The organism is Klebsiella sp. A52 (genome assembly GCF_018388785.1).
Classification (GTDB): Bacteria; Pseudomonadota; Gammaproteobacteria; order Enterobacterales; family Enterobacteriaceae; genus Klebsiella; species Klebsiella aerogenes.
The window spans coordinates 2,519,959-2,542,607 of sequence record NZ_CP074437.1 but is presented as its reverse complement, the minus strand read 5'-3'; the positions used below and the strand labels follow the sequence as shown (position 1 = coordinate 2,542,607).

The window sequence follows — 22,649 nt, the reverse complement described above, 5'->3', positions numbered from 1 at the left end:
TTGAGGTGCCTAAGGCTATGGAAAACCGCCAATGGCAAGACAAACCAAACCTCTCTCAGTTAAAGAAATCGAATCAGCCAAACCCAAAGAAGCGGACTACGTTATCTATGATGGTGGTGATGGCGTAAGTATCCCATCCAGGCAGGTCTCGTTTTTTTGATAGCGGACCTTACTCTTGACACCTGAACCTGGCTTTAGCATGGATTGTACTAACTAAACTGAGACGGCCAATCCTGGGATTTAGATCGCTGGTACTTTTACTCCGGCCATGTAAGCGACCGGAGTACAGATTTAAACCCTGTCAGAATATGCTTTCAGCATCGCAAGAACCGCCCAACGAGCCGCATCATCTGCGATATTCTCAGGCAGAGCATCAGCTCGCAGATTGATATAAGCGTCAACAGCCATTCTGATGGCCATGCTGACCGAGTCACGATCGTGCGTTGCCAGCGTGGAAGTCAGCAGGCCATCAGGGTCAATGCCGTGGAATTCAATGCGGCGAACCCCACGTTGCGGAAGATTGGCACGACGGTACAACATTGGCCCCAGCACCTGCTCGCGGAAGAATGACAGCATACCCATCGCTTCGAAGAGTTCGCCCCTTCCCAACTTAACCACTGCATAATGCAGCCAGATCCAGGCTCGGGACTCAAACCACTCCGGCGTCATATCAGGCCAGTGAGCACTAAATTTTGCCAGTTGTCGCTGCAGAGCAGTGTTATCACGGGTAAATAGCACTGCGGGCTCCTCAACGCGTTGAGTGAGCATTTCCAGAGTGACGAATTTCAAATCGACATGAAGAAGTTCTGGGCCATACAAGCATATTAGCAGGCGAGGCTCTCCGACATGTTCCCCGGTAAAAGCATGGAGCAGATGGCCTAATGTTCCGGCAAGCTCCCTGCGCTGCGTCATGATTTCGTCATAGTGGAGAGTGTCTACGACAACGACAAAATCGAGATCGGAGTATTTATCAAACCCACCATGAACAATTGAGCCACCAGCGAGAAGGGAGTGAATTCGCGAATCAGACTGAAATTTAAGTTTGAGTTGCTCTGCAAAACTTCTGTGTAAATCGGGTAATGTACTCAGCATACTTTTTCCTGTTCACAAAAAATACAAAGCATTTCAGAATATCGAGTTGTTTATATTCAGGCCAGATATTTTGCAGGAACAGTGATGTCCGCAGCAGGTTATCCCGACGAGAAATATTGTCCTATGCGTCTGGCGCTACTTCTGGCAATCGTTTATTCCGGTATCTGACATACACTGTAGTGTCAAATACGCATTGTGAAGTGATAACTCTTCGCACTTCACTTGCTATGTACTTAATATTTTAATAAAAATAACTTATTGAACAGTATGACCCGTAAGACAAAAAAGAATTTTAAGCTCTATTCAAAACACAGCTGGAGCTTAGTTCCAGTAACTAAGGGAACTCCGAATTGCCGGTTTCGTTTCAGAAATCATATAGAGTTCACTTAGCAAAAAAACAGACCATAAGTATCATTAGGAACCTATCTATTAGTAATGATGAGGTGCTGAATGGGATTCTATCTATTAGTAATGATGAGGTGCTGAATGGGATTCACATACCCTGCTGTCGCTGGAGCACTGCAGAATGATCAGAGAGCCTTTTCTGCTGCTCTGGCCTCGCTGCAAGGAACGGCATCAAACTTTGCTGCGCATTGTATTCAGGACTCCCGTGTTAGAGTGCAATATCTACGTGATATTCAAAACATGTCCGCCGAATTTGTTCAATCAGTTGGAAGTGGGAAAATGTCTCCCAGAGAAGCCGCCACATTAGCCTCTCAGATGCGCAACGAAATTCTGGATCTTTCACGGCTAAGAAACAGCCCTGTCGGTAGAGCCTACGCGAAAAAGTTAAAACCATCGGGGCGTACGATGGCTGACCTAACTGAACATTATGCTACGAAGATGTTTCAGCAACCTTTCGAGTCTCTATCGGAAAGACAGCAGGCCACAATCTTTAAAGAAATGATCCACTCGGCTGGACGTGACAGGGGCGCAGTATCGGGCATCGCTAAAACCTTGGGTATGGCCGGTAAGCGTGTCCTCTTTGTCTCTTTAGCTGTCGCCGCTTACGAAATCTATCAAGCGGAAGATAAAACCACCGAAACGATGCATCAAGGTGCTATAGCCGCTGCTGGTGTTGCCGGAGGATGGGGAGTCGGAGCTGCAGTGGTCGCAACAGGTGTTTGTGCGGCAACTGCGCCTGTTTGTATTGGTGTTGCTGCATTAGTGGGCGGAATTCTCGCATCGGTCGGAACAGACCTTCTGTTTGGAACCTTATATGTTTCACCACAGGGGAGAAACTAATATGCAACTAACAGAAGCTCAACTGATGACCCGCGTTCCTGTCTGGCACGCATTATCGGAGCTGTTTACCGGACGCGAACTCCAGGACTACGACTACCGATGGATGGCGCAGAAGTTAAAGGAGTCTGGTTTAAGTCGGGAAGAGATCTTTGTGATTCTGGATGAGGAAGTTGCCCCTGCCCTCCAGTCAAATCTTCTCTACAACCCAACGCCGGTGATGGACGGTTGGTCAGAGAAAGATATTAAACAGCTCGTGACAGAGTATGTATATAAGAAACCGACAATTATCGAGCGCGTCATTCCAGCCCGCGTACTGTTAAAACAGCGCCGTAAATACATTCAGAACGAACTCAATAAGCTTTCCCACGAACTGGATAAATGCTTCTGAAAGGGTTTTAAACGAGGCGATTGGCATACATTTAGGTATATATCCAAAAGCCAGGCTCATGCAGTACAGGGAATAAGACGTTGTAAAATTAGCGATGCCGTGAATATATTCACTTTCATCAGATAAACGGACACCCCTTACGGAAGTGTCCGTTTTGTCTTTCAAACGTCAGCTGCGGGTTACGCGCCTACCGGCACATCGTGCGCGGTGTTTTTCAACGCCGGTCCGGTGTACTTCTCGATCTGCAGCTGCGACATCTGGCCACAGTTCCCCTGCGCCAGGCTGGAGGAGCCGACGTCAAAGGTCAGACAGTTGACGTTACCGTTTTTACACAGCGATCCCGGCTGCGACGGATCGGCCGGATCAAACCATGCCCCTTCACTGATGCGCACCACGCCTTCGCGAACGTTATCGGTAATCACCGCTCCGACCAGGATCTGCCCGCGATCGTTAAAGGCGCGAACCAGATCGCCTTCGCTGATGCCGCGTGCGCTCGCATCTTTCGGATGGATCCAAATAGCTTCACGATCGGCCACCGCATATTTCTTGCGCAGCGGCGTATTATCGAGCTGAGAGTGCAGACGGTTAATCGGGTGACCGGTATTGAGCGACAGCGGATATTTCTCGGCTTCCGGCCCGCGATACCACTCGTGCGGCGGCATCCAGGTTGGAATCGCTTTACAGTCCTCGTAGCCCATTTTGGCGATGGCGTCAGAGTAGATCTCGATTTTCCCTGACGGCGTTCCCAGCGGGTTGAGCAGCGGGTTCTCGCGGAAATCGGCGAAACGCACCCATTGGGTGTTCTCTTGCGGGATCGGGAAGCGAATGTAGTTGTTGGAAGCCCAGAACATATCAAACGGCGGCAGCGCCACGCGGGCGTTGCGCGCCTGGGCTTTCATCTCGTCATACATGCCCTTCAACCACAGCATCTCATCTTTGCCTTCGGTAAAGGCCTCATGCACCCCAAGGATCTCGGAAATCCCCGCAAAAACATCAAAGTCGTTTTTCGCTTCGTTCTGCGGCGGTACGCACTGGCGCAGCGGGAAGACATAAAGCTGTGAATAGTCGCCGCCCATGTCCATATCGTTACGCTCGTAGGTGGTGGTCACCGGCAGTACGATGTCGGCGTGTTTCGCCGTCGCCGTCCAGTACGGTTCGTTCACCACCACGGTTTCAGGATGCTGCCAGGCTTTCACCAGGTTGTTGGTATCCTGATGCTGGTGGAAGGTATTACCGCCCGCCACGTACACCATTTTAATATCCGGATAGGTGACTTTCGTGCCGTTATAGTCGATGGTCTTGCCTGGGTTCGCCAGCGCATCGGCGATGCGCGCCACCGGGAATGGCGTAATATCTTTCGCCGCCGGCGACGTTGGGCTACCGGCGGAGATCCCCGCCAGAATGCCGCCGCGCGCGGTTGGGCTACCGCCTGAAGAGTAGTGATAACTAAAGCCGAAACCGCCGCCGGGCAGGCCAATCTGCCCCAGCATCGCCGCCAGCGTCACCATCATCCAGTGGGCCTGTTCGCCATGATGCTGACGCTGAATGCCCCAGCCGCCCATGATCATGGTGCGATGCTTCGCCATATCTCGCGCCAGCTGCTTGATGGTCTCAGCATCAACGCCGCTGATATCCGCAGCCCAGTTGGCATCTTTGACGACGCCATCTTCTTTACCGTTCAGGTAGGCTTCAAATTTATCGAACCCTACGGTGTAGGTTTTCAGGAAATCTGGGTTATGTAGATTTTCTGCCAGCAGCGTATGGGCTACCCCCGCCATCAGCGCGCAGTCGGTATAGCTGCGCGGGGCGATCCACTCGGCGCCTAATTCACGCGCGCTGTCGCTGCGCACCGGGTCGATACAGATCATCCGGGTGCCCTTTTTCTTCAGCGCTTCAAAGCCCGTCTGGCCGACGTGATCCGGCAGGTTCCAGCTGTTTTTCAGCGTGATCATGGGGTTACAACCGATCATCACCACCAGCTCGCTGTTATCAATTACGTTTGGCCACGCGGTCTGCTGTTCGTAAACTTCAACAGAGCCGACCACGTGCGGCATAATCACCTGCGCCGCGCCGGTGGAGTAGTCACCGGAATAGCCGACAAAGCCGCCCGCCAGGTTCATCATGCGCTGCAGCAGCGTTCTCGGGTTGTGGAACATCCCGACGCTTTTCCAGCCGTAAGAACCGGCATAAATAGATGATGGGCCATGCTCTTTTTGCAGACGGCTGATTTCTCCCGCCACCAGATGCAGGGCTTTATCCCAGCTGACGCGGACCCACTCATCGCGGCCGCGCAGCTCTGGCTTACTGTTTTTCGCTCCGCCTTCTAACCAGCTTTTACGCACCATCGGATATTTAATCCGGTTTTCGGCGTGAACCTGATACGGCGCCATGGTAATCAGTTCGTTGGGATACGGATCGTCTTTGATCGGGCGAACGTCAACCATTTTGCCGTCGCGGACGATGGCTTCAAACGCGCCCCAGTGAGCGCCGGTGAGAATCCCACTTTCCGCCTGGCGCAATGCAATAAACTGCGGCATCGCCTGGCTGATGGCCTCCGCCAGCGCCGAACGCGGCCACAGCCCCGCCAGCAGCGGCGCCGCCATCAGGGCGCTGGCGCCAGCCAGAAAACGGCGACGCGTCAGATTCATACCGGATTCCTGGCTCTGATCCGCCATGTCATAATCGTTATTCTTTTTCATCATGGCTCCTTATTGTTTGTCCTGATTGGCCGCTGCTGGCATGTCGCTCGCATGTTTTTGTACGTACTGGGTCAGGAGACGAACCTGTTCCTGAGTCAGTGAAGTACGGCCGGACATACCTTTAACCACCCCAATCCACTGGTTGGCGTTAAAGCGATTCAACTCGGTCAGGCCATGACAGCCGGTACAGTTGTTAGCCATTAATTCAGAAGCGTAACTCCAGATTTTTTGCTGATCGCCAATCAGATTTTTCGCAGGCAGCCAGACCTGCAGATCGACTTCATGCCAGACCTGTTTAGTCTCTTCATCGGTAACGGAGCCAGACACTTTTAACGCTTTGCGAGCTTCTTCGCCCAGCAGCGCGCTCATGATGCGTTTACCGCGCGCGGCGTAGAAGGCTTCGGTAACGCCATCCTGTTGCCAGCCATGAACATCCGCCAGCACCATGTCGCCTTCACGTTTCACCACTTTCACTTCAGTGGAGGCCATCAGGTTACCGTCGTTATGGTCGCCCGCTTTCTCGCTCAGCCAGAACGGCTGGGTCTGAATGGTGTAAAGGGTGGTCGCGGTCGCCGGGGTTTTCGCCGCCGCGTTAGCGAGCTCGCTGGCCCCTGCCGCCGCCAGGCCGCTCATGTTCGGCAGAATATGCGCCACGCCTTTATGGCAGTCGATGCAGGTTTCGCCCTCTTTGATCGCGACCGGATGCTGCTTACGGGCTTCAGGAGTCTGTGCCAGAATATCCATCGCTTTATAGTCGTGGCAGGAACGGCAGGTCGCCGAATCGCTCTTCTTCAACCCATCCCAGACGCTCTGGGCCATCGCCAGTTTATGCGCCTCGTATTTTTCCGGGGTGTCAATTTTGCCGGTCATTTCACCCCAGACATCTTTCAGGGCGCCAATTTTGGTCAGCATATAATCGATCGGCTGATGAGGAACGTGGCAATCGGCACACTCGGCGCGAATACCTTTATCGTTCTGGAAATGCACGCTGCCCTGATATTCCGCCAGAGGCTGCTGCATGGTATGACACGACACACAAAATTCGGTATCGCTGGTTTTATGCATAATAGTCGCAGTGCCGGCCAGCAACACCACGCCAATAATGATCCCAACCAGCAAGGCGATAAATATAATTTTTCGCCTACCAGAGCGTTCCAGTGAAAGTTTACTCATCTTATTATTTAACCCTTTTCCTAAATGAAAGACGCAAAAGTCCCTGCCAGATGGCAATCGTTATATAAATAAATCTATAACGATTGCACTCACCTTCTAATCCAACTGTTTTTTTGGAGATTTTCGGAGCCAGGATAATCAGCCGGGGATGATTATCCTGTGATTTCAGAGCGATAACCCATTGCAAATCCAATATGCCTTCGAGCAATACTCACGTTATTTTAATTATTTCAGTGTAGCGGCTTGTTCTTTTTTCGCCCGGTCAATACTACGAATGATAATTTCTCGCTGAGCATCATCCGCCGGTAACAGTTGCAGCATCAGCTGCCACGCCGCGATCGCTTTGTCATACTGCTGGTGCTCAAAGGCGTTAAACGCCGCGAGGCTAAGCACCCGCACATCGTTATGGTTATTCTTCAGCAACGTATCGAGCAGTTGCTGGGCTTCACGGCTATCGTTGGGATCCGTAGAGTGAAGTAACGCTTCGGTATATCCCAGCTGCGCATCGGCGTTGCCTGGCGCCAGCTGTCGCGCCTTATCAAACGCCTGTAACGCGGCGCCTGGATTATTGAGCACCAGTTGCAGCCTGCCGAGCATCGTCCAGCTCAGCTGGTCGGCCGGGTATTGCTGCAGGCGGGTGCGTAGCCCCAGCGCCAGTCGAAACAGCTCTTCTTCCGACAACGGTTTACCCTGTGGATCCATCACCCGCTGCATCAACTGCGGCGTTTGCTGGACAACTTGCTGCCACTCAACCACGCGGGTCATGTAACTCGTTCGGATAAAAACCCCTACGCATAAAGAGGTTAGTATAATAACCCCAAGAATATACACCCAATAACTACTATTTTTGTGATTCGTTTCGGCAGATTCGGGCAAATCTTCCAATAAATTCAAGCGTAAATCGTCAACCAGCTGCTGTTGCTGCGCCGCGTTCACCGCTGAAAGATCCTCATCAAGCTCCTGCAGGCGCGCCCGATAAATCATATGGTTCATGGTATTGCGGTCAACGCGCTGCCTGCCGCTCCACGGAATAAACAGCAGCGCCGCGGTTCCCAGCAGTAACACCAACATGATGAGCAAAGCGACAATCATTTCAGGGTCCTTTTATTGTCATCAAGCAGCGCCTTTAAGCGTTCCTGTTCCTGCGCGCTCAGCTCGCTGATGCGTTCAGCCCGTGAGCGACGGCTTAAACGAAAAATCACCAGCGCGCCGCCCACAACAAAACAAGCCGGCAGCAGCCAGAGGATGATCGTCGCGGGGGTCACCGGCGGTTCGTAGGTCACGAAGTTGCCGTAGCGCGCCACCATGTAATCGGTGATTTGCTGATTGCTTTGTCCCTGCTCCATCAATTGCCAGACCTTTTTGCGCATGTCGGCGGCAATCATCGAGTTCGAATCGGCAATACTGTTGTTCTGGCATTTCGGGCAGCGCAGCTGTTCGGTCAACTGGCGGAACTGCTGCTCCTGAGCTTCATCTTTAAATGGATAGGTATCAATCGCCGCCAGCGCCTGAAACGAGAACAGCGCCGTCAGTAAAGTGATGAGCAGATATTTCACGCGCCCCCCTGCTGGCTGTATTTATTCCACAGCGGCAGAATCTCCTGCTGCCAGACCCGCTCGTTCACATCGCCGGCATGGCGGTAGCGGATAATGCCTTTGCCGTCGATGAGGAAAGTTTCCGGCGCGCCATACACGCCAAGATCCAGCCCCAGCATACCGTCGCCGTCAAACACTCCCAGCGCATACGGGTTGCCCAATTCGTGCAGCCAGTTCACCGCTTTCTGGCGATCGTCTTTATAGTTGATGCCAACGATGCGAATGCCCTGCGCCGCCAGGGAGCGTAAATACTGATGCTCCGCCCGACAGGTGGGGCACCAGGTGGCCCAGACGTTAATCAGCACCGGTTTACCATTGACAATATTAGAGGGATCCAGCATGACATCCGGTTTTTCCAGTGACGCCAGGCGGAAATCCGGCAGAGGCTTACCCACCAGCGCTGATTCAAGCACGGTAGGATCGTCCCCGTCGCTATTGCGCATCAGTTGCCACATTAGCGCCGCCGCCAGAATCAGGAAGATAGCCAGCGGTAAATATAAGACTTTGCGGTTCATCACGCGTTCTCCGGCAGTGATTTACGTAAGCGGTAACGTGGGTCCAGAATGCACAGCACGCCGCCAAACGCCATTAACATCCCGCCGAACCAGATCCAGCGAACAAAAGGTTTATAGTACAAGCGCACCGCCCAGCTACCGTCGGCCAGCTCTTCACCCAGCGCAGCGTACAGGTCGCGCACCAGCCCACCGTCGATGGCGGCTTCGGTCATCTCCATCCGGCTGCTGCTGTAAATGCGTTTCTCCGCCCGCAGCGTACTCACGTGACGGCCATTCTGCGAAACTTCGATCACCCCTTCACCGCCGAAGTAGTTCGGCCCGGTGATATCCCGCACGTCACGGAACACAAAGTGATACTGGTGGATATCGACGCTATCGCCCGGCTTCATTCGCACATCGCGTTCAATGCTGTAATTCTGACTGAAGGCGATGCCAATGACGGTGACCACCAGCCCTACGTGGCCGGCGACCATTCCCCAGTGACTGCGTCCGAGGCGGGTCAGCCCGCGCCAGAAGGGGTGGCGGTCGGTGGCGCGCTCCACCACTTCCATCACGGTAAGCACGAATGCCCATAGCGACATCAGCAGGCCAACCACGGTCATGGCTTTAATACGATCCTGCATCAGCCACGGCAGTAGGATGGCCAGTACGATGGCAACCACCGCGGCAATCAGCAACCGCTTACGCAGCTTGTGGAATTCATCGCGACGCCAGCGCACCAGCGGCCCGATACCAAGGAGTAGCGAGAACGGGATCATCAGCGCAATAAAGAGGGAATTAAAGAACGGCTCGCCGATAGAAATGCTGCCTAGCCCCAGTAGCTTGTGTATCAGCGGCAGCAGCGTCCCCAGCAGCACCACCAGCATGGCGGCAATCAGCAGCACATTGTTGCCCAGCAGCAGCGACTCGCGCGACCACAGTTCGTGACGCACCCGGGAACGTACCTTGCCGCCTTTGATGGCGAATAACAGCAGCGAACCGCCGATAGTGATCACCAGCAGCGCCAGAATAAACATGCCGCGCGTAGGATCGGAAGCGAAGGAGTGTACGGAAATCAGTACCCCGGAACGCACCAGGAAAGTGCCCAGCAGACACAGCGAGAACGCCAGAATCGCCAGCAGCACGGTCCAGGATTTAAAGCTGCCGCGCTTTTCGGTGACCGATAGCGAGTGAATCAGCGCCGTTCCCGCCAGCCACGGCATCAGGGAGGCGTTTTCTACCGGATCCCAGAACCACCAGCCGCCCCAGCCGAGCTCATAATAGGCCCACGCCGACCCCAGCACGATACCGACCGTCAGAAAGCTCCACGCCGCCAGCGTCCACGGGCGTGACCAGCGCGCCCACGCGCTATCAAGACGCCCGGTCATCAGCGACGCAATGGCGAAAGCGAAGGCCACGGAGAAACCCACATAGCCCATGTACAGCATCGGCGGGTGGAAGATCAGCCCGATATCCTGCAGCATCGGGTTCAGATCGCGCCCTTCGATGGGGAAATCAGGTAGCGTGCGCACGAACGGATTTGAGGTCAGCAGGATAAACGCCAGGAAGCAGAAGGAGATCATCCCCATCACCGCCAGCACGCGCGAAGAGGCTTCCAGCGGAATATTACGGCTCAGGGCCGCGACCGCGCAGGTCCAGCCGCTCATCAGCAATACCCACAGCAACAACGATCCCTCGTGCGCCCCCCAGGTCGCCGCGACGCGATACCACACCGGCAGCAGCGTATTCGAGTTACTGACGACATACAGAACGGTGAAGTCATTCACCACAAAGGCGTACACCAGAATGAGAAACGCCCCGAGGATGGCGGCAAACATCGCTACCGACAGCGGCTTCGCCAGCGCCATCATCCGCGCATCCTGCCGCATCGCGCCCCAGCTGGGAAATAGCGCCAGCAGGCAGGAAATGCCCAATGCCAGGCACAGCAGGAAGAGGCCGATTTCAGGGATCATTGCGCGGCTCCCTGCGGCTTCTCAGCCGGATGATGATTCTCTTCCATCGCTTCTTTCACTTCCGGAGGGGTGTAATTTTCATCGTGTTTCGCCAGTACTTCTTTCGCGCGGATATGCGTCCCGTCCTGCAGCGTCCCCTGGGCTACGACCCCCTGCCCTTCGCGGAACAACGCCGGCAGGATCCCGGTATAGCTCACCTCGACGACACCGCGGGCATCATAGAGTTTGAAGGTCACATCGAGGGTTTTATCGTCACGCTTCACGCTGCCGGGCATCACCATGCCGCCGATACGTAGACGCTGCCCCGGCTCTGGCTTCTGGCCATTTTCCCGTTTGCCGTATATCACTTCGCCCGGTGTATAGAAGAGATCGATATTGGAGCTTAATGCATACATCACCAGACCAACGGTCAGCGCCAGCCCCCCAATCACTCCGCAGGCGAGCCAGAGACGTACTTTACGCCGAGGATTCACAACGCATCTCCCTTCATTGAGCTTTGCTTACGCGCCGCCGATACCCGGCGCTCGCGCGCCATCTGCCGGCGTATATCCGCCAGTAGCGCCCGGCGCTGCCAGCGGGTATGGATGAACAAAATCAGCAGCGCGATGACCGTCACTGCAACCGCCAGCCAGACATAAAAGGCGTAGCCGCCCATCTGCCAGAAATCGCTCCAGGAGTGAAAAGCGCTGGTCATGAGTTCTCCTCACGCTTACTTGCGCCAGCCAGCGCCACGACCCACGGGCGGCGGCGCTCCTGCAACAGAATTAAATTACGCATACGCATTAATGTCAGAGTAATAAAGAGGAATAAGAAACCGAAAATGGTTAAACGCAACGGCATGCGCATCGACGGGTCGATGGTTTTCTGCATATTGGTCGAGCCCTGATGCAGGGTGTTCCACCACTCCACGGAATAATGAATAATCGGCAGGTTGACCACCCCGACCAGCACCAGTATCCCGGCTGCGCGCCCGGCCAGCCGGCGATCGTCAAAAGCGTGATACAGGCCAATCACCCCGACGTATAAAAACAGCAGGACCAGTTCGGATGTCAGACGCGCATCCCACACCCACCAGGTTCCCCACATCGGTTTTCCCCACGCGGAACCGGTCACCAGCGCAATAAAGGTATAAACCGCGCCTGGCAGCGCCATCGCCATCACCGCTTTATCCGCCATTTTCATCTGCCAGACCAGGCCGACAAAAGCGGTCACGGCCATTGAGCCGTAAATCCCCATCGACCACATCGCCGCCGGGACGTGCAGATACATGATGCGATAGCTTTCACCCTGTTGATAATCTGCCGGGGCGTAGACAAATCCCCAGACGCAGCCCACCACCAGAAACAGCGCGCTGAGGATAGCCATCAGCGGAATGCATCGTCCGCATACGCTATACAGGCGCTCTGGAATGGCGAGTTGATGTAACACTTTCCACATTTTTTTTGCCTCATTGCCCCGAGGGAACGGGAATTATTGCACGCTAATTCTGAGTGCCGCCGCGGTAGCAAACGGACTTAAAGTGGCGCTTCCTGCCAGAAAGGCGCCAAGGATGGCCATATAGCCGTCAACCGGTAACTGCATCTGCGCCGCGCCCACGGCGGCGGTGGCGAAAATCAGTAACGGAATCATCAGCGGCAGCACCAGCAGGCTAAGCAATACGCCGCCGCGCCGAAGGCCGACGGTCAGCCCCACGCCGATGGCGCCAATAAAGCTCAGCGTTGGCGTGCCCATCAATAGCGTCAGGGCCAGCACCTGCCACTCCGCCGTCGAAAGTCCGAATAACATGGCGATCAGCGGAGAGATTATCAGCAGCGGCAGCCCGGAGATCACCCAATGCGCCGCAATCTTTGCCAGCACCACCAGCGACAGCGGTACCGGCATCAGCATCATTTGCTGCAGCGAGCCATCCAGCCAGTCATCGCGAAACAGCCGGTCCATTGCCAGCAGCGAAGAGAGCAGCGCCGCCACCCACACAATGCCCGGCGCAATCTGCCGGAGCAGCTGCGGTTCAGGGCCGATACTGAGGGGGAACAGGGTGATAATAATCAGGAAAAACCACAGCGGGTTGATAATTTCGGCGTAATTGCGAAAGGCAAGGCGCAGGTCGCGCCAGAATATCTGCTTGATCATGCCGCAGCCGCCTCATCGTCATTCAGCATAATCGTGCGTAAGGGAACGCAGAGCGGGCGCAGGGGTTGATGGGTGGTCAGGATGACCGCACCGCCCTGGCCGACGTGCTGCTCCAGCCGGGTGGTCAGCGTTTGTACGCCAGCCGCATCGAGCGCGGTGAAGGGTTCATCTAAAATCCAGAACGTCGCCCGGCTGAGCCATAGTCTCGCCAGCGCGACGCGCCGCTGTTGCCCGGCGGAGAGTTGCGCTACCTGAACATCTTCAAAGCCCACCAGCTCAACCTGCGCCAGCGCCTGCCAGCGCGCCTCAATGGTCGCCTCGGGATGGTAAAAGCGCAGATTTTCGTCCGCCGTGAGCGCCCCTTTCACACCAACCTGATGACCGAGCCATAAGAGCTGCGCGTGCCAGCTATCGCGAGTACGCCGCAGCGGTTTTCCCTGCCAGAGAATTTCCCCTTCTTCTGGCGTCGATAACCCGGTTAAGAGATGTAATAACGAGGTTTTTCCCGCGCCGTTGGGGCCTGAAATTTGAATAATCTCGCCTGGCTGTACCGAAAACGATAAGTGGGTAAAAAGGGTTCGTTCATCCCGCAGGCAGGCGATATTTTGTATGTCCAGCATCAGAAAGCAGGTCCAGTCCGGGCGTCAGCGCATTCAAGTGCCTTATTATAACGAAAGAAAACAATCTGTTTTGCTGAATGTATTAAAAATTTTATACCGGAGCTAAGCGGGTAAAAATGCTAAAAACACATAATCGAACATGCCAGTAGCGGTTGCATTTTCACCACTACCGGCATTCCCTTCTTTAGCGATGCAAGCGTAAGGTGCTGGCAATAGAGGATATTGCCGCAATAGCGCAGGCGAAGCCAAACACATAAACGGCAAACTGTGCGCCGCCTGGGCCGGTTAAGCCGTTCAACAGCGCAATGACCATCGCCACCAGCGCCGCACCGATGGACTGCCCTGTCGTCCTGGCCGTTGATAGCACGCCGGAGGCCGTTACCGTGCGATTTGCTGAGACATTGGCAAACATCTCCTTGTTGTTTGGCGGCAGGAATAAGCCATATCCCACCCCGCAAACGGCAACGCGCCACAAGAAATCATTCACCGTCGCGGCGTGCGGCAATAGCGCCAACGACCCTAAGCCAAGACAAAAGATAACCACCCCGACGGTAGAAATTTGCGTCGGATTAAAACGGTTTGACAGTCTTCCCGCTACCGGGGCGCAGAAGGCGACAGCCACCGGCCACGGCGTAAAGATAAACGCCGATTCAAGCACTGAATAGTGATAGCTATGTTGCAACACAAACGGTAAGCCGACCAGCGCCATTCCCTGAGCCACGAACATAGAGACGGATGAAAGCACCGCAAAGCTATATTGCCGTGAACGAAATATATCAAGCGGCAATAAGGGGTGCTTTGCTCGCGTCTGGACGATAATAAAGAAAGCAAATAACGCCACTGTCGCCGCCGCGCAATAGATAAGCGTCAGGCTCTCCCAGCGGCCAATTTGATCGACTGCTACCACCATCAAGCCCAATGCTGCTGCCGAACTCAGAGCCCCTGCCCAATCAAAGCCCTTCTCCTTTTCGTTATCCGCCCCTAATGAAATCAGGGAGAAAATAATCGCAGCGCCGCCAAGCGGGATATTGATATAGAAAAGCCACGGCCAGGAAAGATACGAAATGATAAGTCCGCCCAACGCCGGACCGATTGCCGTGCCAACCGCAAAGGCCAGCGCATTCAGCCCGAATATCGTTCCTAGCGCGCGAGGTGGAAAAATAACCCGGTACAATCCCAGCCCCACGCTTATCATGACCGCATAGCTTACCCCTTGCAGTATCCGCATGGTAACCAGTACACCAAAGGTCGGCGCAAGGCTACAGCCCAGCGAAGAGAGCGTAAATAACACCATTCCCGCCGTGTAAAAACGCTTCTCACCGATTCTGCTGCCCAGCGACGCGCAAATCAGCATCGTCGCCGCGCTGGCTACCTGATAGCCGTTGGTGATCCAGATACTGGACGCCGAATCGACCTGTAACGCACTGGCAATGGTGGGCAATGCGATATTGACAATAGAGCTATCCAGCGCCGCCATCAGCACGCCAATTAATATGGCCGCGGCGGCTAAATAGCGCCTCGGCGCCTCAAAACCTTGATCAAGTGTACTACTACTTACCAACGACATATCCGCAGGTCCTTTATTAGAATGAAATTACGCGCACAGACTTTCGCTCGCGACGCTCGCCCCTTCGAGATAGGTCAGCATCCCAAGCATAAGTACCTCCTCAGGCCGGGCGATAACCGGAGAGCGCGGCGTTTTCCACGGCTGCTTGCTGCCATTAATACGGATGCTCCTGAGGAAGCAGTAAGCGGTGAGGACATAAAAGCGATGACGCATATTCTCGCCCATTATCGGCAGCAGCCCGGAAATACCGCCAATTTCCGGAATTTCGCTGAGAATATTGCCGTAATCCTGTTTCGCCAGAACAAACATGAGTGCGTCAGACATCGGTACCATTTTCACTGCGTCTTCAACCTCGGCTGCCAGCTCATGCCAGAACGAAAAAGCAAAGCGCGAAAAGCCGAAAAGGGGATCGAGGCCACTGACGGAAAAATCAGGATCGATGAAATGAGTCAATGAACGTTCTTCGTCATAAAGCACGTTGCCAAAATGAAAATTGAAATGAGCCTTTTCTACCGATCGGAATTCTTCACCACGCGCCATCTCGATCGCTTTTTCGATAACCTCTCTGGCGGTAATGCTAAAACGGACGCCATTCAGTAAAACCGGTTTATCAAACAGATCGTGCGCAAATCGCGTAGCTTCCCACTCCTCCTGCAACCTGGCAGGCATATCGCTGACCCGTGCAGGTTGGTTTTCTATCTCCAGTCCAATCGCGGTTTGGATGTTCTCCAGGGCATTCAGAACTATTTTGCGCCGCGCCGCGAGCGTCCTTTGTTCATCAAGCACGATAGCCGATAGCGGAAGTGAGGCTTTCTTTTCCAGAACATAAAACTGACGTCCGGCGGCAACTCCCTCGTGTAACACCGGCACCATCAGTTCCGGATAAAGAGCATGTAACGCGCGGATTTGCTCAACCTCAGCCTTTAGCTTGCTATTAAAATCAGGAGACATGGCGGTTTTCACCACAAAACCAGAATTTAAAAAATCAACGGTATGGGAACGTGTCATTTTTCAATCTCCTGAAAGGTTGCCACCGGTAGACCTTGGGCAATATTGCGCGCAACGGCGCGAACAACTGCGGTATACCCTACCGAATTGTTAACAAAGGACTGGATAATCACTTCGCTCAGATTCTGCTTCGCCAGATATGCGGGTCGAAGAATGAGTAAATGGTTAGCGTCAGAGAGAATTGTCGAACAGCGGCGCTCATAAGCATAAGCGCGTCCCCCAAGAGGCGACCGCGAGGCCATCACTACATGAGGATGCAGCTTGTTCACGCGCTCAATAGCGGCTTCAATTAAACCAGTCGTTAAAGCACCGTTATCTTCGACGATAAAGCGGTTAATCTGATAGCCAGGGGCATGAACTGGCGCGCGAAGCGACACCGTATTCACCAACGGCGCCCACGGCATAACTTTTTTCTGGCTCATGGCAATTTGCGAGAAGCTGGGACGCAGATTGTCGCGAGCATCCTGCATACGGCCTTCAAAGGAGCGAGTGCCAAGTACGCCATTCGGCGTATCTGGATGCACAATATCGGTTTCAACCGACACAATTTGCGAAGCGTTGCCATGGATAGCATTTAGTGCCTCAACCACAACACGTAATGAAGCATGCATCCCATTGGTCTGGCAGGAACCCAGACAGTACATACCAGAACTTACTACCTTACGCTGAATCGTACTGATATCGTCACTCGTCAGATCGCCAAGGCAGCCATAAATACTTTTTAGGCTATCAGCCTCAGCGACACCCAGCACTACATTGGCCAGCTCCTGCATGTTGCGAGCCACAGGACTGTGCTGATCCATATCCTGTTTGCTGGTGGCAATAAAACCGATATCAAAGCGCCCGTTAACGGGTGGGCACACTTTGGCTAAATCGCCAAAGAAGAAATGAATTTCACGACCGTCAATTTGCAACGTATCGTCATTGATTATCTCGACCCGGGATTGGATGCCAGGTTGCGCCATCGCCAGACGCGCCACAATGCCATCAATCGGACGTAACTCCGGATAGTGTTTATCAGTAGCAGGCGGATTCGTTACTACGGTCTGCACCACGAAACCATCATTCTGCGGATCGTTTTGAATCAACAGATTTGCGCCAATCTCTGCACCACAGCCAACCAGTATTGCCTTTTTCACTTCATTCACCTTTAGCGTTATAAATTTATGTCAATGATTCAGAAATGGATTAATGCCAGGAAAAAAGTTTCAGGAACTCATTAACAGACATAGTCTCAAGCGCCGGGCCAGTGGTCAGGATATCGGCCAGTCTGTCCGCCCGATCGCGTAGCGGGCTGTCTGAAAGATTCAGATGGAATTTGGTTAGCAGTGCGTCAAAACACTCCTCACGACGGCGGACGTGACCAAGCGGATATTCAATAAGCTCGGCAATCTCCTCCGTCATTCCACGACATTTAATGTACAGCGCATTCGGGATCGCGCGTTTTTCTGGGTCGTAGTAGCTTTCGGTAAAAGAAGGACGTTCAGTACAGGTAATTTTGTGGCGTAAGGCTTCCAGTTGCGGATCGCAGGCCAATGGCTCATGGAAATCCCTAATCGTCAGATTTCCAGTTTGTAGCCCTACCGCTACCATATATTGCAGGCAGTGGTCGCGATCGGCTGAGTTATTCAGCACACCTGATTTATCAATAATTTGAATCGCCGGACGCGTCGTTTCAACGCGAACATATTCGATTGATTCAGGTGAATAACCGGCGGCAAGTATTTTTTCACGCAGGTTAATTGCCGCCTCGACCGCGGTCTGAGCATGATATTCAGCAGGATTGGGAACTTTAAACAATATGTTATTGATGACGAAGTCTGAGAGATCTCGCGTCAGGTTGAACGACTGACCGCGTAGCACCGCATCATCAAATCCCCAGCGTTTAGCCGTTAACGCCGTCGGATACCCCATCTCATCTGCCTGGGCAAACAGCGCCAATTGCAGTCCGCGAGCTGTGGCATCGCCGGCGGCCCATGATTTACGGGTGCCTGCATTAGGTGCATGTCGGTAAGTTCTGAGCGCATGGCCATCAATTATCACGTTGGAAAGCGCACTCAGCGCCTGATCCTTCGATAATCCCATGATCTGTGCGGCTGCAATCGCCGAAGCCACCTTGACCAGCACGACATGATCAATACCTAGCGCATTAAAACAGTTCGACAGGCACAGTACGCCATGAATTTCATACGCCCTGACCATGGTGTTCAGAACCGCCGCCATACTCACCTCTGGCTGGGCGCTATCGGAGAGGCTCCGCCACGCGGCAGCGGCCAGGATTGCCCCAAGGTTATCGGACGGATGTCCCCACTCTTGCGCCAGCCAGGTATCGTTAAACTCAAGCCAGCGGATCATCGAACCAATTTGAAAAGCCGCTTCGATTGGCCCTAACCGCAATGGCGTCCCCATGACCGGGACCCCCTGAGGGTTGCGACTGAATTGCGCGCTGCGCATGAGTCTGGAACAGTCGGCATCTGTAGAGGCGGCTATCGCGCAGCCTATTGAATCCAGCAGACAAAAACGCGCCATCCGGAGCGTCTCATTATTAAAGGCTGTTTGCTCGTAGGCATAATCAACCAGATCGATCATTATTTTATCAAACTCAGCGTGCGCCATGTTTTATCCCATAAACGAAATGAAGGTTTCATCAATACGAGTAATAAAGGCCAGAAAAGCGAGATGACTGAATACAAGAGGATGCGTAACCACTTGATTATAAAATGAATAATTGGCCTTACTGATTAAATCGTAATTGGCGCGGCAATAAAAAACCAGCGAATAAAATCGAGGTATTCATCGAAAAGATTGATACCTTAATGATATTCAACAGAGCATGGCTCATTGCAATGGAGATTCAGGGCATACGAATTGATATACGAATAAGCTTATTGATGTCGAACGTCTTCGCTGTGACGCTCTCTGGCCAGCACTACCAACACTGGCAATTAGAAACATGATGACAAAACAAACGTCACAAATTATAAATACAATTGCAACATTAAACTAACTTTTAGCATGAGGTCTCAAATGAAGCTAAGTGAACTTCTTGCGTTCGTGACGGTGGTGGAGACAGGGAATATAACCCAAGCCGCAGAGCGCCTGAATCGAGTGCAATCAAGCATTTCCCACCGAATACGAAGTCTCGAGGACAACCTGGATGTCACCCTGTTAGACAGGAAAACCGAAGGATGCACTCCCACAGCGCAAGGCCAGATACTTTATGAGTATGCACTCAAAATTCTGAACCTGGCGGACGATTGCAAAAACAACATTTCCTACTCTAAAAGCAGTCAGTTAACGATAAGAGTTGGAATAATTGAATGTTTACCCCCCTATATTATTAGTTCCTTGATTGATTTAGGCCAGGAGCTGGGCTGGAACATCGACATATCAATCGGCAACACAATTAGTTTGCTCAGCGCCTTTGATAAAAACGAATTTGATGCGGTAATTATTGGCGCCGGATTTTCCAATACACAACATGCACGTTCCATATTGCTCTCAAGCGAGCTGGTAATTATCACCGACAAAAATCAACCTCCCATTACTGATATCTCCAGTCTGGATGGCGAAGTCTTTTTGCTCAGTAGTAAAAAATGTGCAACGTCTACGCGCAACTTCAATGTGCTGTTCAATGAAGGCAATATCACGCCAAAACGTGTCGTTGAATGCGGATCTTATCCAGTGCTGTTCTCAAGCATTGCCGCGGGTAAAGGGGTATCGTTGGTGTTGCGCTGTTCTATTAGTAGTGAAGTTAAGAGCAAGATTAAGATTCATCAGCTCTCCGGGCAGTTCAATGACTTCAAAATAGAGTTGGTGTACCGAACAGACTGTGCCTATCTGGATATCGCCAAATTCACCGGTATGATGACCTCTGTGTTCCAGGATCCTCGGCTGCGCGATATCGGTTATTAACTAACTCATATGAACTGCAAGAATTATGCTCGCACCATATTATAAAATACACCAACCTATCGAAGACGATCGGTAAAGGTGATTAGCGGGGATATGTTGTCATTCAAGGAAAATCTTGTAGAAAGCTGCGGCTTTCATACTGATTAAGCAGTAAAGCGTGGGAGTGCATCTCATTGACGCATGCCTCCCACCAGAAATGCTGAATATTCAATCTGTCATCACGAGGGTTCGCGCAGGCTGACCAACCTTCTTTCCCGAAACTTTGCCAGGATCGTTTTCATCATTGGTACTTCGAAGTATTTGTATAAAAAAGCGGCGAAAGCAATTGACAGAACCAGAGCAACAGCGATAAGCCCAATCCCTTCAGCTAAATCAAACTTTCTTCCTGCCGTTAAATTCAAAAAATAAAACAGTACTAAGAAATGAACCATATAGAATGCATAAGAGATCTCTCCTAACCAAACCGAGGTTGGCGAATTCAATGCAGTTTTCCTGGTTTTCAAGTCATCGCCGGCAAAAGAGGTAATTAACAAGCAAACAGGAATGATAAATACGACACTCATACTAAATTGGTATGGAATATACATAGAAGCAATATACGTTGCCACCAGTAAGGCAAGTGATACCGTTTTCGACAACATAATTGCCCGGCCATTGATGAGTAGTCGTGCAGCAAACATACCGGCCAGAAACTCAAAAATACGTGCCGGAGGGAAAATATACGAAATCCAGAAATGATGTTGAGAAATAGGGAATGCTCCCATCATTTTATTCGGTTCAGCCCACAGATAGATCGCAACCTGGACTGCTAACGATGCCATTGTGACCAACAACAGAGCAAATAAATCATGCTTTGTCGGGATCGCCTTCATAATCCGGTAAAGGAATGGAAAAGAGAGATAAAACATCGCTTCGATGCACAAAGACCAACTCGGCCGGTTACCAACGAAAAAGTAATGTACATCGTTAAACCAGGTATTCACCAACAGCAGATTGGTCGACCATAATTTATATTGATAAATACTGACTGCACCAATTAAAAATGCAACCAACCATGTCAGGAAATGTGTTGGATAAATTTTAGCAAAACGCCGCAGATAAAAATCACCAACGGTATCCGTATCTTTCGCGGACCATACCATGATAAACCCGCTCAAAATAAAGAAGTATGACACTCCCAGCCAACCAGCTTTACCGACAATAACGGTATAGATATGTTGAATCGTCGGATTGGCGAATGGGGCGAGATCGCTGGGCAGTGATGCATGAAATAAAAAAACTAAAAAAGCAGCCCAAAACCTGCTTCCGGTGATGGAAGGAAGCTTAGGCCGCACTGAAAATGCTCCTGCCGCTATTGATTGCATCCCTGGCGTGATATGTGCTTCACCGTAAAGCTTATCACTACTCATTTCTTTTGTTATTACAGAACTCATTACACTCCTCCACAGATGGTATTTTTATATCACCAAGTTATTCTGAAATAGAAAGATGATTACTGGTATAAAAATTAATAACGGCAAAGCAGTATCGACTCAGATTAATGTCTATTACTCATCGGTAATAATGCAATATCCTGTGTTAAGCTTTTTAATATAACCAAAACCCTGCTGACCAAAATGCATACCGCCAACAAGAACTTGATCGGAGCTGGCCATCTCAAGGATGCGCGCACGCGTCTCCGCTGCCAACTGTGGATCATAATCAAAGGCGATAGTGACATCCGGCTTTAATAGCTGAATATGTGGGAAATGCACAATATCCCCCCAAATCAATAGGCTGTTATGACTCCCGACAATGCTATAGCCGGTATGTCCAGGTGTATGGCCTTTCAAGGGAATAGCACGTATGCCGGCAAGCACTTCACCATCATCAATTAACTGAAGCCGATCTTGATACTGTTTAAAAACGCTGCGCGCCAACAGGAAATTACCTTTAACGCGATCGCTGACCGTCGCAAACTGGTTATCGTCTTGCAGATAATCATATTCATCACGACTGATGAATAGCTCCGCGCGAGGAAATATAGCTTCTCCCTGAGCATTGACCAGGCCACCAATATGATCGGGATGAGCATGAGTGAGTAGAACGGCATCAATATCATCTGGTTGCAAGCCCAGTTTAGCTAAATTCTTAACTAAACCGCCCCCCCAACCTTTAATGCCACCAGCACCGCTATCAATGAGGATATTCTTCCCCTGCTGTTGCACTAAAAAGGTATTGATATGAACTGAATTTGGTTCCTCAGGACAGGATTTTTGCTGAATGGCCCTGCACTCCGTTTCATCTACATTTGCCAGTAGCCCGAAGTCAACCTGCAAGTAGCCATCACTAACCGCAGTCACTAAGACATCCCCAAGGTCCTTCATTGGCAATTTTTCATTCATATTTTATCCTTTAATTTTTAGCGAAAATATTATTGGCTTGATAAAGGAAACAGCGAATTCTCGCCACAACGCCGATCCTCTCTTTAATTAACAAATCTACCTGATGTAAAAATTCATTCATCACCGGCTCGCTACGAAATATTTCTTGTCTGAGTTTTGCCTCGACATAAACTGGCGTACCATAGCCGATTTCAGCAGTGAGATAAGTAATGTGGATATTATTGTCTTTAGCTTGCAGTATCTCTTTGGCTAAATTTGCCAGGGCAATCGAAAATTCAGCAAAGGCGGCGGAATCCAACCGATATCTTGCTGATGTAGATACAGTAATACTGGGCATTTAGAAACTACTCCTGCAACAGATATTTT

General features: G+C 51.8%; 22 protein-coding genes and 1 pseudogene. 4 read left to right on the top strand and 19 right to left on the bottom strand.

The window, feature by feature from the left end:
* Positions 1–31: 31 nt before the first annotated feature.
* Positions 32–133 (top strand): annotated as a pseudogene (locus KGA69_RS12010) (preprotein translocase); the annotation flags it as partial.
* Between the two features lie 158 nt (positions 134–291).
* Here the strand turns inward: KGA69_RS12010 and KGA69_RS12005 are convergent.
* Complete coding sequence (locus tag KGA69_RS12005) at positions 292–1,092, bottom strand: nucleotidyltransferase domain-containing protein (protein ID WP_045366796.1); 801 nt, start codon at positions 1,090–1,092, stop codon at positions 292–294.
* A 486-nt stretch (positions 1,093–1,578) separates the two neighbouring features.
* On the opposite strand from KGA69_RS12005, the gene KGA69_RS12000 reads away from it, so the two are divergent.
* A complete protein-coding gene (locus tag KGA69_RS12000; RefSeq protein WP_063447414.1) occupies positions 1,579–2,337 on the top strand; it encodes a hypothetical protein in 759 nt (252 codons plus the stop codon).
* Position 2,338: 1 nt separating this feature from the next.
* Positions 2,339–2,725, top strand: coding sequence for a DUF7079 family protein (locus KGA69_RS11995; RefSeq protein ID WP_047044410.1), 387 nt, complete (start codon positions 2,339–2,341; stop codon positions 2,723–2,725).
* Positions 2,726–2,904: 179 nt separating this feature from the next.
* Here the strand turns inward: KGA69_RS11995 and torA are convergent, their stop codons facing one another.
* The 15 genes from torA to KGA69_RS11920 all read right to left on the bottom strand — a co-directional run bounded on the left by torA (position 2,905) and on the right by KGA69_RS11920 (position 18,600).
* Positions 2,905–5,424, bottom strand: coding sequence for a trimethylamine-N-oxide reductase TorA (gene torA, locus KGA69_RS11990; protein WP_074165804.1), 2,520 nt, complete (start codon positions 5,422–5,424; stop codon positions 2,905–2,907).
* 9 nt (positions 5,425–5,433) lie between these two features.
* Positions 5,434–6,597, bottom strand: a complete 1,164-nt coding sequence (locus KGA69_RS11985; RefSeq protein ID WP_006798114.1) for a NapC/NirT family cytochrome c — start codon at positions 6,595–6,597, stop codon at positions 5,434–5,436.
* Positions 6,598–6,822: 225 nt separating this feature from the next.
* On the bottom strand, positions 6,823–7,689 hold the full coding sequence (gene ccmI / locus KGA69_RS11980) for a c-type cytochrome biogenesis protein CcmI (RefSeq protein ID WP_032723236.1): 867 nt from the start codon (positions 7,687–7,689) through the stop codon (positions 6,823–6,825).
* Positions 7,686–8,153, bottom strand: a complete 468-nt coding sequence (locus KGA69_RS11975) for a cytochrome c-type biogenesis protein (protein WP_015703210.1) — start codon at positions 8,151–8,153, stop codon at positions 7,686–7,688. Before KGA69_RS11975 ends, ccmI begins: the two co-directional genes overlap by 4 nt.
* Positions 8,150–8,707 (bottom strand): DsbE family thiol:disulfide interchange protein, encoded by a 558-nt coding sequence (locus KGA69_RS11970; protein ID WP_213293122.1) that lies wholly within the window; start codon positions 8,705–8,707, stop codon positions 8,150–8,152. The genes KGA69_RS11975 and KGA69_RS11970 overlap by 4 nt, the downstream gene beginning before the upstream one ends.
* Entirely contained in the window at positions 8,707–10,659 is a 1,953-nt protein-coding gene (locus tag KGA69_RS11965; protein WP_213293121.1) for a heme lyase CcmF/NrfE family subunit, read from the bottom strand. Before KGA69_RS11965 ends, KGA69_RS11970 begins: the two co-directional genes overlap by 1 nt.
* Positions 10,656–11,132: a cytochrome c maturation protein CcmE gene (gene ccmE, locus KGA69_RS11960; protein ID WP_015703212.1), complete on the bottom strand. Its 477-nt coding sequence runs from the start codon at positions 11,130–11,132 to the stop codon at positions 10,656–10,658. The genes KGA69_RS11965 and ccmE overlap by 4 nt, the downstream gene beginning before the upstream one ends.
* A complete protein-coding gene (ccmD, locus tag KGA69_RS11955) occupies positions 11,129–11,353 on the bottom strand; it encodes a heme exporter protein CcmD (protein WP_063415583.1) in 225 nt (74 codons plus the stop codon). The genes ccmE and ccmD overlap by 4 nt, the downstream gene beginning before the upstream one ends.
* A complete protein-coding gene (locus KGA69_RS11950; RefSeq protein WP_045378274.1) occupies positions 11,350–12,096 on the bottom strand; it encodes a heme ABC transporter permease in 747 nt (248 codons plus the stop codon). The genes ccmD and KGA69_RS11950 overlap by 4 nt, the downstream gene beginning before the upstream one ends.
* A 33-nt stretch (positions 12,097–12,129) precedes the next feature.
* Positions 12,130–12,789: a heme exporter protein CcmB gene (gene ccmB, locus KGA69_RS11945; protein ID WP_063447415.1), complete on the bottom strand. Its 660-nt coding sequence runs from the start codon at positions 12,787–12,789 to the stop codon at positions 12,130–12,132.
* Complete coding sequence (gene ccmA, locus KGA69_RS11940; RefSeq protein WP_045395142.1) at positions 12,786–13,409, bottom strand: cytochrome c biogenesis heme-transporting ATPase CcmA; 624 nt, start codon at positions 13,407–13,409, stop codon at positions 12,786–12,788. The genes ccmB and ccmA overlap by 4 nt, the downstream gene beginning before the upstream one ends.
* A 184-nt stretch (positions 13,410–13,593) precedes the next feature.
* On the bottom strand, positions 13,594–14,976 hold the full coding sequence (locus tag KGA69_RS11935) for an MFS transporter (RefSeq protein ID WP_213293120.1): 1,383 nt from the start codon (positions 14,974–14,976) through the stop codon (positions 13,594–13,596).
* Between the two features lie 27 nt (positions 14,977–15,003).
* Entirely contained in the window at positions 15,004–15,984 is a 981-nt protein-coding gene (locus tag KGA69_RS11930; protein ID WP_047044398.1) for an aminoglycoside phosphotransferase family protein, read from the bottom strand.
* On the bottom strand, positions 15,981–17,123 hold the full coding sequence (locus KGA69_RS11925; RefSeq protein WP_045395149.1) for a hypothetical protein: 1,143 nt from the start codon (positions 17,121–17,123) through the stop codon (positions 15,981–15,983). Before KGA69_RS11925 ends, KGA69_RS11930 begins: the two co-directional genes overlap by 4 nt.
* 49 nt (positions 17,124–17,172) lie before the next feature.
* The gene (locus KGA69_RS11920; RefSeq protein ID WP_045395151.1) at positions 17,173–18,600 is read right to left on the bottom strand and encodes a bifunctional 2-methylcitrate dehydratase/aconitate hydratase; all 1,428 of its coding nucleotides are present in this window, start codon (positions 18,598–18,600) and stop codon (positions 17,173–17,175) included.
* A 411-nt stretch (positions 18,601–19,011) separates the two neighbouring features.
* Here KGA69_RS11920 and KGA69_RS11915 point away from each other — a divergent pair, with 411 nt between their 5' ends.
* Complete coding sequence (locus tag KGA69_RS11915) at positions 19,012–19,899, top strand: LysR family transcriptional regulator (RefSeq protein ID WP_045395153.1); 888 nt, start codon at positions 19,012–19,014, stop codon at positions 19,897–19,899.
* Positions 19,900–20,117: 218 nt separating this feature from the next.
* Here KGA69_RS11915 and KGA69_RS11910 read toward each other — a convergent pair whose 3' ends face one another.
* The 3 genes from KGA69_RS11910 to KGA69_RS11900 all read right to left on the bottom strand — a co-directional run bounded on the left by KGA69_RS11910 (position 20,118) and on the right by KGA69_RS11900 (position 22,620).
* Positions 20,118–21,332 (bottom strand): acyltransferase family protein, encoded by a 1,215-nt coding sequence (locus KGA69_RS11910; protein ID WP_213293119.1) that lies wholly within the window; start codon positions 21,330–21,332, stop codon positions 20,118–20,120.
* Positions 21,333–21,446: 114 nt separating this feature from the next.
* Entirely contained in the window at positions 21,447–22,283 is an 837-nt protein-coding gene (locus tag KGA69_RS11905) for an MBL fold metallo-hydrolase (protein WP_045395157.1), read from the bottom strand.
* A 10-nt stretch (positions 22,284–22,293) separates the two neighbouring features.
* Positions 22,294–22,620 (bottom strand): hypothetical protein, encoded by a 327-nt coding sequence (locus tag KGA69_RS11900; protein ID WP_045395158.1) that lies wholly within the window; start codon positions 22,618–22,620, stop codon positions 22,294–22,296.
* Positions 22,621–22,649 lie beyond the last annotated feature (29 nt).

What these genes read in the sequence shown, in the direction of transcription:
- KGA69_RS12005 (WP_045366796.1), bottom strand. Translation starts at nt 1,092, where the DNA reads ATGCTGAGTACATTACCCGATTTACACAGAAGTTTTGCAGAGCAACTC.
- KGA69_RS12000 (WP_063447414.1), top strand. Translation starts at nt 1,579, where the DNA reads ATGGGATTCACATACCCTGCTGTCGCTGGAGCACTGCAGAATGATCAG.
- KGA69_RS11995 (WP_047044410.1), top strand. Translation starts at nt 2,339, where the DNA reads ATGCAACTAACAGAAGCTCAACTGATGACCCGCGTTCCTGTCTGGCAC.
- torA (WP_074165804.1), bottom strand. Translation starts at nt 5,424, where the DNA reads ATGAAAAAGAATAACGATTATGACATGGCGGATCAGAGCCAGGAATCC.
- KGA69_RS11985 (WP_006798114.1), bottom strand. Translation starts at nt 6,597, where the DNA reads ATGAGTAAACTTTCACTGGAACGCTCTGGTAGGCGAAAAATTATATTT.
- ccmI (WP_032723236.1), bottom strand. Translation starts at nt 7,689, where the DNA reads ATGATTGTCGCTTTGCTCATCATGTTGGTGTTACTGCTGGGAACCGCG.
- KGA69_RS11970 (WP_213293122.1), bottom strand. Translation starts at nt 8,707, where the DNA reads ATGAACCGCAAAGTCTTATATTTACCGCTGGCTATCTTCCTGATTCTG.
- KGA69_RS11965 (WP_213293121.1), bottom strand. Translation starts at nt 10,659, where the DNA reads ATGATCCCTGAAATCGGCCTCTTCCTGCTGTGCCTGGCATTGGGCATT.
- ccmD (WP_063415583.1), bottom strand. Translation starts at nt 11,353, where the DNA reads ATGACCAGCGCTTTTCACTCCTGGAGCGATTTCTGGCAGATGGGCGGC.
- KGA69_RS11950 (WP_045378274.1), bottom strand. Translation starts at nt 12,096, where the DNA reads ATGTGGAAAGTGTTACATCAACTCGCCATTCCAGAGCGCCTGTATAGC.
- ccmB (WP_063447415.1), bottom strand. Translation starts at nt 12,789, where the DNA reads ATGATCAAGCAGATATTCTGGCGCGACCTGCGCCTTGCCTTTCGCAAT.
- ccmA (WP_045395142.1), bottom strand. Translation starts at nt 13,409, where the DNA reads ATGCTGGACATACAAAATATCGCCTGCCTGCGGGATGAACGAACCCTT.
- KGA69_RS11935 (WP_213293120.1), bottom strand. Translation starts at nt 14,976, where the DNA reads ATGTCGTTGGTAAGTAGTAGTACACTTGATCAAGGTTTTGAGGCGCCG.
- KGA69_RS11930 (WP_047044398.1), bottom strand. Translation starts at nt 15,984, where the DNA reads ATGACACGTTCCCATACCGTTGATTTTTTAAATTCTGGTTTTGTGGTG.
- KGA69_RS11920 (WP_045395151.1), bottom strand. Translation starts at nt 18,600, where the DNA reads ATGGCGCACGCTGAGTTTGATAAAATAATGATCGATCTGGTTGATTAT.
- KGA69_RS11915 (WP_045395153.1), top strand. Translation starts at nt 19,012, where the DNA reads ATGAAGCTAAGTGAACTTCTTGCGTTCGTGACGGTGGTGGAGACAGGG.
- KGA69_RS11910 (WP_213293119.1), bottom strand. Translation starts at nt 21,332, where the DNA reads ATGAGTTCTGTAATAACAAAAGAAATGAGTAGTGATAAGCTTTACGGT.
- KGA69_RS11905 (WP_045395157.1), bottom strand. Translation starts at nt 22,283, where the DNA reads ATGAATGAAAAATTGCCAATGAAGGACCTTGGGGATGTCTTAGTGACT.
- KGA69_RS11900 (WP_045395158.1), bottom strand. Translation starts at nt 22,620, where the DNA reads ATGCCCAGTATTACTGTATCTACATCAGCAAGATATCGGTTGGATTCC.